The sequence below is a fragment of the Roseateles sp. P5_B10 genome (genome assembly GCF_056400485.1).
Map to the genome: position 1 here is coordinate 1 of NZ_JBFULE010000165.1, position 8,664 is coordinate 8,664.

General features: G+C 68.3%; 4 protein-coding genes. All 4 read left to right on the top strand.

What is annotated here, in order from left to right:
* The coding region (locus AC1DU6_RS12740; RefSeq protein WP_477857553.1) for a transketolase family protein at window positions 1-1,395 on the top strand (1,395 nt) is incomplete at its 5' end.
* Between the two features lie 243 nt (window positions 1,396-1,638).
* Window positions 1,639-6,162 carry a hybrid sensor histidine kinase/response regulator gene (locus tag AC1DU6_RS12745; RefSeq protein ID WP_477857554.1) on the top strand — a complete coding sequence of 1,508 codons (4,524 nt, stop codon included), beginning with the start codon at window positions 1,639-1,641 and terminating at the stop codon, window positions 6,160-6,162.
* A gap of 301 nt (window positions 6,163-6,463) precedes the next feature.
* On the top strand, window positions 6,464-7,474 hold the full coding sequence (locus AC1DU6_RS12750; protein ID WP_477857556.1) for a hypothetical protein: 1,011 nt from the start codon (window positions 6,464-6,466) through the stop codon (window positions 7,472-7,474).
* Between the two features lie 70 nt (window positions 7,475-7,544).
* The gene (gap, locus tag AC1DU6_RS12755; protein WP_477857558.1) at window positions 7,545-8,543 is read left to right on the top strand and encodes a type I glyceraldehyde-3-phosphate dehydrogenase; all 999 of its coding nucleotides are present in this window, start codon (window positions 7,545-7,547) and stop codon (window positions 8,541-8,543) included.
* The last annotated feature ends 121 nt before the right edge of the window (window positions 8,544-8,664 follow it).

Below are 8,664 nucleotides of genomic sequence, written 5' to 3' on the forward strand. Positions count from 1 at the left end.
TCATCGGCCCGGTTCATCGGCCCGGTGGACGGCCATGACGTCGACGCCCTGGACGACGCCATCGGCAAGGCCAAGGAGAGCCAGGACAAGCCCACGCTGATCATCGCCAAGACGGCCATCGGCAAGGGCTCGCCCAACCGTGCCAACACCAGCAAGGCCCACGGCGAACCGCTCGGCGCCGAAGAGATCAAGCTGACCCGCGCGGCCCTCGCCTGGGAGCACGAGCCCTTCGCCGTGCCGGCCGAGGTCTATGCCGCCTGGGATGCCAAGGAACGCGGCGACAAGGTTGAGGCCGAGTGGGACAGCCGCTTCGACGCCTATGCCGAAGCCCACCCCGAACTGGCCGCCGAGTTCCAGCGCCGCATGGCCGGCGTGCTGCCCGCCAACTTCGCGCAGATCGCCGTCGACGCCGTCGTCAAGGCCCATGCCGAAGCGCAGACCGTCGCCAGCCGCAAGGCCAGCCAATTGGCGCTGGAAGCCTTCACGCTCGCGCTGCCCGAGCTGCTCGGCGGCAGCGCCGACCTGACCGGCTCCAACCTGACCAACACCAGCAGCACGCCGGCCCTGCGCATCGCCGCCGACGGCACGCCCAACAACGGCCGCCACATCAACTACGGCGTGCGCGAGTTCGGCATGGCCGCCATCATGAACGGCGTCGCGCTGCACGGCGGCTTCATCCCTTACGGCGGCACCTTCCTGACCTTCAGCGACTACAGCCGCAACGCCATCCGCATGGCCGCACTGATGAAGGCCCGCGTCATCCACGTGATGACGCACGACTCCATCGGCCTGGGCGAAGACGGCCCGACCCACCAGTCCATCGAGCATGTCGCCTCGCTGCGCCTGATCCCGGGCCTGGACGTCTGGCGCCCGGCCGACACGACCGAGACCGTCGTCGCCTGGACCATGGCCATCGGCAACGCCCAGCGCCCGAGCCTGCTGGCCCTGTCGCGCCAGAACCTGACCTACTCGCCCAAGACCAATGTCGACGAGATCGCCAAGGGCGCCTATGTGCTATTCGACCCCGTGAGCGCCAAGGGCAACAGCAAGGCCGAGGCCGTCATCATCGCCACCGGCTCCGAGGTGCAGCTGGCCATGGCCGCCAAGGCGCTGCTGGCCGACGAAGGCATCAAGGTGCGGGTCGTCTCGATGCCGTCGACCAGCGTCTTCGACCGCCAGGACAAGGACTACAAGAAGAGCGTGCTGCCCAAGGGCCTGCCGCGCGTGGCCGTCGAGATGGGCGTCAGCGACTTCTGGTGGAAGTACGGTGTCGACGCGGTTGTCGGCATTGACACCTTCGGCGAGTCCGCCCCGGCCGGCGTGCTGTTCAAGCACTTTGGCTTCACGCCCGAGAACGTCGCGGCGACCGTCAAGGCGGTGCTGAAGAAGAAGTGATGCCGTCGCGCCCCGGGCCATGTGCGGTCAGGGGGTGGCGATGGACATCAGGGGCTCGGGGGCGCCGCCGCGGGCCTGCCCGGCGCAGCGGGTGAATGCCGATAGCCGGGGTTCCCGGACAGACATCCAATGGCCCTTGATTCCGGGGGCTCTGGAGGGCTGGCGTTGGCGACTGGCGATTTGTTTCGTGCGCGTTCGAGGGGCTGGCGCGCCATCAGCGCACGGCTATGCAATTTCGTCGCGTTGTTCACCGCGCTTGCTGCGCTCGCCACCTGCAGGGCCGCTTGCGCTCAGGACATCCGCGTCGTCGACGTACCGCTCGTCGCCGGCGCGCCAATGCCGTTCTACCCGCTGCCGTCGCCCCTTGCGTCCGTGGCGGTCCAGCGGATGGTGCAGGACGAGTTCGGCTTCCTGTGGCTGAGCGCCGAGGACGGGTTGCGGCGCTACGACGGCTACGATTTCATGAAGGTCCCGGCGGACCAGCGCGCGAGCAGCGTCGGCTTCATCATTGGCCAGTCGCTGTTCAAGGACCACGCGGGCCGGCTGTGGATCGGCGCCGACGATTCGCTCAGCCGCTATGACCCTGCGACCGGCAGCTTCAAACAGTACCGGTCACCCAACGAGGCCTGCGGCACCGTGGCGATCGCCCACGACATCAGCGAGGACCCGGACGGCCTGATCTGGCTCGCGACGGACGACGGCGTGACGGCCCTGGACCCGGTCACGTCGAAGACGACCTGCCATCGGCCGCGCCACACGCCCGGGCTCGGCGAGACGCGCGTCATCGCCACGCTGGCGCTGCGCGACGGCACGCTCTGGGTCACGAGCTCCGAGGGGCTCTACGTGCTGGACCGGCGCTCGGGCGAGGTCAGGCGACACATCAGGCTGCAGAACGGCTCCGGGCGCAAGTTGGTCGCCACGGGCTACCCATCCAAGCCGTTCCTGGATAGCCGGGGCATGCTGTGGTTTGGCCTGTCTTCCGGCGGGGATCTTGCCTCGGTCGATGTGGCCAGCGGCGAAGTCACCGTCTATGTGTTCCGGGGCGGCGGGCTGGCGCCGAACGCCTCTTCCGGCGTCCTGTCGATCCAGGAGGATGACGACCGGGCACTCTGGCTCGGCACCGGCAAGCTGGGCCTCGTCAAGCTGACGCCGGACCGCATGCAGGCGCTCTGGTACCAGAGCGACCCTGACGATCCCGACGGCTTGCGCGGCGACCTCGTCGTCGGCACGTTCCGGGATCGCGACGGGRGCTTCTGGTCGACGACGAGGGCGGGGACCGTCTACCGCTTCGACACCGAGCACCCGCGTTTCCGGTCCTACCGCCACCAGCAGGCGGACCCGCACAGTCTGGCCAAGGGCGCGGTGACTGCCGCCTACGCCGAGAACGATCAAACGCTGTGGATCGGCACCGACCGCGGCCTGAACCGCGTCGACCGCGCGACCGATCAGGCGACGCAGATCGACCTGCCGGTGTTCGCGCGGGGCGTCCGGGCGATTGCGGATCACGCGGGCGACCTCTGGTTGGGCACGTATGGCAACGGCCTGATCCGCTTTGATCGCCGCACGCAGCGCTACACGGCGTACACCCACGTCGCATCGGACCCGCGCTCGCTGAACCACGACCGCATCACGGCACTGTGGGTCGATCGCGGCAACACCTTGTGGGTCGCCACGGACTTCGGCCTGAGCCGCTGGGAGCCGGCGACGGAAAGGTTCTCGACCTTCAGCCCGCAGCCTGGCACCCTGGTCCAGTACCGCTCGATCACGGAGGACGCCAGCGGCGTGCTGTGGCTGGCGACGTCATCTCATGGCCTGCATCGTTTTGACCCCCGCACGAGCACCTTCAAGGTCTTCGATGCGGAACTCCGCGCCGCGCGTCCGCCGGGCCATCAACGCGTCAATGCGGTCCACGTCGACCGCGCCGGGACGGTGTGGGCCGGGACCTTCCGCGGGCTGGTCAAGCTCGATCCTCGCGACGGCACGTTCACCTCGTACGACTCGCGCGCCGGCCTTCCTGCGGACAGCGTGTTCGGCATCCTGGAGGACGACGATGGACAGCTGTGGGTCAGCACGCCGAACGGGCTGTCGCGGTTCGACCCACGCACCGGGACCTTCACGAACTACCGCGCGTCCGACGGCCTGCTGACCGACCGGTTCGCGAACCCCGTGGTAGCCGCGAGGAGTTCGAGCGGGGAGCTGTTCTTCGGCTCGCAGAAGGGGCTGGTGGCGTTCATCCCCGGCCAGGTCGTCGACCGCAAGCGCACGCTGCCGGTGTTCCTGACCGACTTCCGCCTGTTCGGCGAGTCGGTGCTGCCAGGCAGCACGCCGCTGCAGCAGCCGATCTGGTCTGCTTCTGCGCTGGCGCTGGAACCGCGCAGCATCGCGTCCTTCGACTTCGCCGCCTTGAACTATGTCGACCCGGCGCACACCCGCTACCGGTACCGGCTCGAAGGGTTCGAGACGAAGTGGAACGACACGGACAGCGCGCGGCGCAACGCGACATACACGATGCTGCCGCCGGGCGACTACACCTTCCTCGTCCAGGCGCGCGGCACCCGCGGGGACTGGAGCGAGAGCGCGGTGCCGCTCAAGATCCATGTTCCGCCGCCGTGGTATGCCACCTGGTACTTCCGCGCCGCGGTCGCCGTGCTGCTGCTGACGGCGCTGTGGTTGGCCTACCGCCTGCGCATGCGCCAGTTGCACCGCCATTTCGAGATCGCGCTCCAGGCGCGGCTCGACGAGCGCACCCGCGTCGCGCGCGAGGTGGCCGAAGGGCTGGAGCAGCGCGTGCGCGAGCGCACCGAAGAGCTGGCCAGCGCCCAGCACGCCGCCGAAGCCTCCACGCGGGCCAAGAGCGAGTTCCTGGCCAACATGAGCCACGAGATCCGCACGCCGATGAACGCCATCCTCGGCATGTCCTACCTGGCGCTGCAGACCGGCCTGGACGCGCGCCAGCGCAACTACGTCGACAAGGTACATCGCGCCGCAGAGTCGCTGCTCGGGATCATCAACGACATCCTCGACTTCTCGAAGATCGAAGCCGGCCGGCTGGAGGTCGAGGAGATCCCGTTCCAGCTCGGCGACGTGCTGGACCAGCTCGCCACGCTGGTGGGCATGCGCGCCGAGGAAAAGGGGCTGGAACTGCTGTTCGCGCTGTCGCCCACGCTGCCAACCGCGCTCGTCGGCGACCCCTCGCGGCTGGGCCAGATCCTGCTGAACCTGAGCAACAACGCGGTCAAGTTCACCGAGCAGGGCGAGGTCACGGTGGCGGTGGCCGAGACGGCGCGCGAAGGTCAGCGTGTGACGCTGCGCTTCGAGGTGCGCGACACCGGCATCGGCCTCGAGCCCGAGTCCCGTGCACGCCTGTTCCAGCCCTTCACGCAGGCCGATGCGTCGACCAGCCGGCGCTACGGCGGCACGGGGCTGGGCCTGGCGATCTGCCGCCACCTGGTGGAGCGCATGGGCGGCGAGATCGGGTTGGACAGCGAGCCCGGGCGCGGCAGCTGCTTCCACTTCAGCCTGCCCCTGGGCCTGCAGCCCGGGGCGGCGCCAGCGCCGCAGGACAACGAACTGCACGGCATGCGCATGCTGGTCGTCGACGACCATCCGGCGGCTCGCGAGCTGCTGCACACGCTGGCGACGGCCTTCGGCCTGGAGGCCGAGACGGCGGCCGATGGCGTTGCGGCACTGCAGGCCGTGGCGCAGGCCGACGCCGAGGACCGGCCGTTCAGGCTGTTGCTGCTGGACTGGCACATGCCGGTCCTGGATGGCATCGGCTGCCTGGAAAGGCTGGGGCAGGCCGCCGGCAGGCACGCTCCGCCGACGGTGCTGATGGTGACTGCCTTCAACCGCGACGAGGCCGAACGCCAGCTCACCGCACGCGGGCTGCTGGTGGCAGGGCTGCTGGCCAAGCCGGTCACGCCCTCGGGCCTGCTGGACGCCTGCGCCAATGCGCTGGGCCGTCCGCGTGCCGGGCTCAGCCGCAACGTGCAGCGCCACGAACTGCTGCAGGCGCGCCAGGCCGGGCTGGCCGGCGCGCGCGTCCTGTTGGTCGAGGACAACCCCATCAACCAGGAGCTCGCGCGCGACCTTCTGAACCGCGCCGGCATCGTCGTGCACATCGCCGGCGACGGCCAGGAGGCGCTGGCGATCCTCGCGCGCGAGCGCTTCGAGGCCGTGCTGATGGACTGCCAGATGCCGGTGATGGACGGCTACGAGGCGACGCGCGAACTGCGCCGCCGTYCCGAACTGCAGGACCTGCCGGTGATCGCGATGACGGCCAACGCGATGGCCGGCGACCGCCAGAAGGCGCTGGAGGCGGGCATGAACGACCATGTGCCCAAGCCCATCCGCGTTGACGAGCTGTTCGCCACGCTGGCGCGCTGGGTGCGTCCGGCGCTGCCCGCGCCCGCRCCGCTGGCGCCGCCCGCGGCCCTGGACATGGGCGCCGGCCTGGCCGCGCTGATGGGTGACGAGGCGCTGTATCGGCGCTTGCTGGCGCTGTTCCGCGAGCGTGAGAGCGACATCGTCGTGCGCTTGCGGGCCGCCCGTGAGCGCGGTGATGGCAAGGCCGCCCTGCGCTGCGCGCACGACCTGAAGAGCGTCGCGGGCAGCCTGGGCATGCCCGCCCTGCAACGTGCCGCCACCACGCTGGAGGAAGCCTGCAGCCAGGGCGTCGAAGCGGTGGGCCTGGAGCCGCTGCTGCAGGCGGTGGAGCGCGAGCTCTCGGCCGTGCTGGCCAGTTTGCAGGAGAAGGGCTTGGCCTGAAGTCAGCGATTTCTGGTGGTAATACGGTGTCGACGCCGTCGTTGGTATCGACACCTTCGACGAGTCCGCGCCGGCCGGTGTGCTGTTCAAGCACTTTGGCTGCACGCCGAAGAACGTGGCCGCGACCGTCAAGGCGGTGCTGAAGAAGAAATGATGCGCTTACCGCGCCGCATGACGCCAGGGTCGCATTCGCGGTCCTGTTGCTTTGCGGCGGCGTCCCAGAAGCGGGTGACTGCCCGCGTGCCTCGTCGACCGCCTGCGCTACAAACCCGCCTGCATCCTGAAGATCAGGGAGGATCTGATGCGCCCATTTTTCGTCGCCCTCGTCACCGGCTGGGCCGCCTGCGCTGCACAAGCGCAGACGGAGGTGCGTACGCCGTCGCCAGCGCAATCGCTGGCCTGCCTCGTCAAGCCCGTCAAACCTCCGCGCTTTCCCCAGCAGGACAAGCTGGACCGCGGTTTTGGCGCCATGCGGGTGCTGCTCAAGTTCAACAAGCCGGATGCGGCTCCCGAGGTCGAGGTGCTGTTCAACTCGGCTCGGCAGGACATGCAGGACGAGGCGCACCGTTATCTCGAGCGCTTGCGCCTGCCTTGCCTGACGGCGACGGATGGCGTCGTCAGTGCGGTGCAGGAGTTCAGCTTTGCCAATACCGACCGCGACGCCACGCCGCTGCCGCCAGATCGAGCCGCCGGCGAACCGCCGTTCTGCCTCGTGATGCCACGCCATGACATGGACGGTTTCAGGGGCCTGGGCCGGCTGGAGGTCGAGCATGTCGTCATTGCGGCCACCTTTACCGGCGATGGTCGCCAGCCGCCCGAAGTCAAGATCTTGCATTCCACCGGGTCCAGCCGGTTCGAGGCTGCGGTACGAAAGCGCCTGGCCGACTACCGCATGCCTTGCCGCAGCGGTAGCGAGGGGCCGCAATCCTTCCAGCAACAGTTCACGATGTTCCCCACCGATCAGTCCCGCTACGGATTCAAGCGCGAAGCCTTCGGGCTGGCCGAGTTTCTCGGCATGACCCGCGAGCCGACCAAGCTCAGCGCGTTCTACGACTTCAAGACAATGGGTTGCCCGTTCAAGGTGGACTACACGATCTACGGTGGCGCCGTGCCCAACGAGGCCACCGTCGGCAAGCCGGCGGACCCCAACAAGTTACCTTTCCTCACCTGGCTGGCCGGCTTGCACCTCGCGTTCAAGAATGAACAGCAGGCCCGGGACTTGTTCGGTAGCCAGCTGCAGATCGACGTGCCCTGCGGCACGCTGAATCTGCGTGGCGATGCGCCAAGCGCCGGCGGGCTGAAATCGCCCTGAAACCACCCCGTACCGCGAATCGCCGAGAATCGCGCCCGCACCGAATTTTTCATCCTCTGGAGACAGTTCCATGACCATCAAGATCGGCATCAATGGCTTCGGCCGCATCGGGCGCATGGTGTTCCGTGCCGCCGTGGCGAATTTCAAGGACATCGAGGTCGTCGCGATCAACGACCTGCTCGAGCCCGACTACCTGGCCTACATGCTCAAGTACGACAGCGTGCACGGCAAGTTCGACGGTGAAGTGGCCGTGGACGGCAACACCCTGATCGTCAACGGCAAGCGCATCCGCCTGACCGCCGTCAAGGACCCGTCCGAGCTGAAGTGGGCCGAGGCGGGTGCCGACATCGTCATCGAAGCCACCGGCATCTTCCTGGACAAGGCCGGCGGCGAGAAGCACCTGGCCGCAGGCGCCAAGAAGGTCATCTTCTCGGCCCCCTCCAAGGACGAAACGCCGATGTTCGTCTTCGGTGTCAACCACACCAAGTACGCCGGCGAGGCCATCATCTCCAACGSKTCGTGCACCACCAACTGCCTGGCCCCGCTGGCCAAGGTGCTGAACGACAAGTGGGGCATCAAGCGCGGCCTGATGACCACCGTGCACGCCACCACCGCCACGCAGAAGACCGTCGACGGCCCGAGCAACAAGGACTGGCGCGGCGGCCGCGGCATCCTCGAGAACATCATCCCGAGCAGCACCGGCGCGGCCAAGGCCGTCGGCAAGGTCATCCCCGAGCTGAACAAGAAGCTGACCGGCATGAGCTTTCGCGTGCCCACCAGCGACGTGTCGGTCGTCGACCTGACCGTCGAGCTGCTGAAGGACGCCAGCTACGAAGAGATCTGCGCCGAGTTCAAGGCGCAAAGCGAAGGCGCGCTCAAGGGCGTGCTGGGCTACACCGAGGACAAGGTCGTTGCGACCGACTTCCGCGGTGACGCCCGCACCTCCATCTTCGATGCCGACGCCGGCATCGCGCTGGACAGCACCTTCGTCAAGCTGGTGTCCTGGTACGACAACGAGTGGGGCTATTCGAACAAGGTCCTCGAAATGGCCCGCGTGGTGGCTGCGTGAGCCCCTCGTCCAGTCTGCCGCGCTGAACGCGGGCCAGACTAGCCRGTCCCCCAAGGGGACGGCGATGCTTGCCGGATCGACCGGCAAGCACATCGCCAGGCGGGCCGGCTAGGGGCGGCCC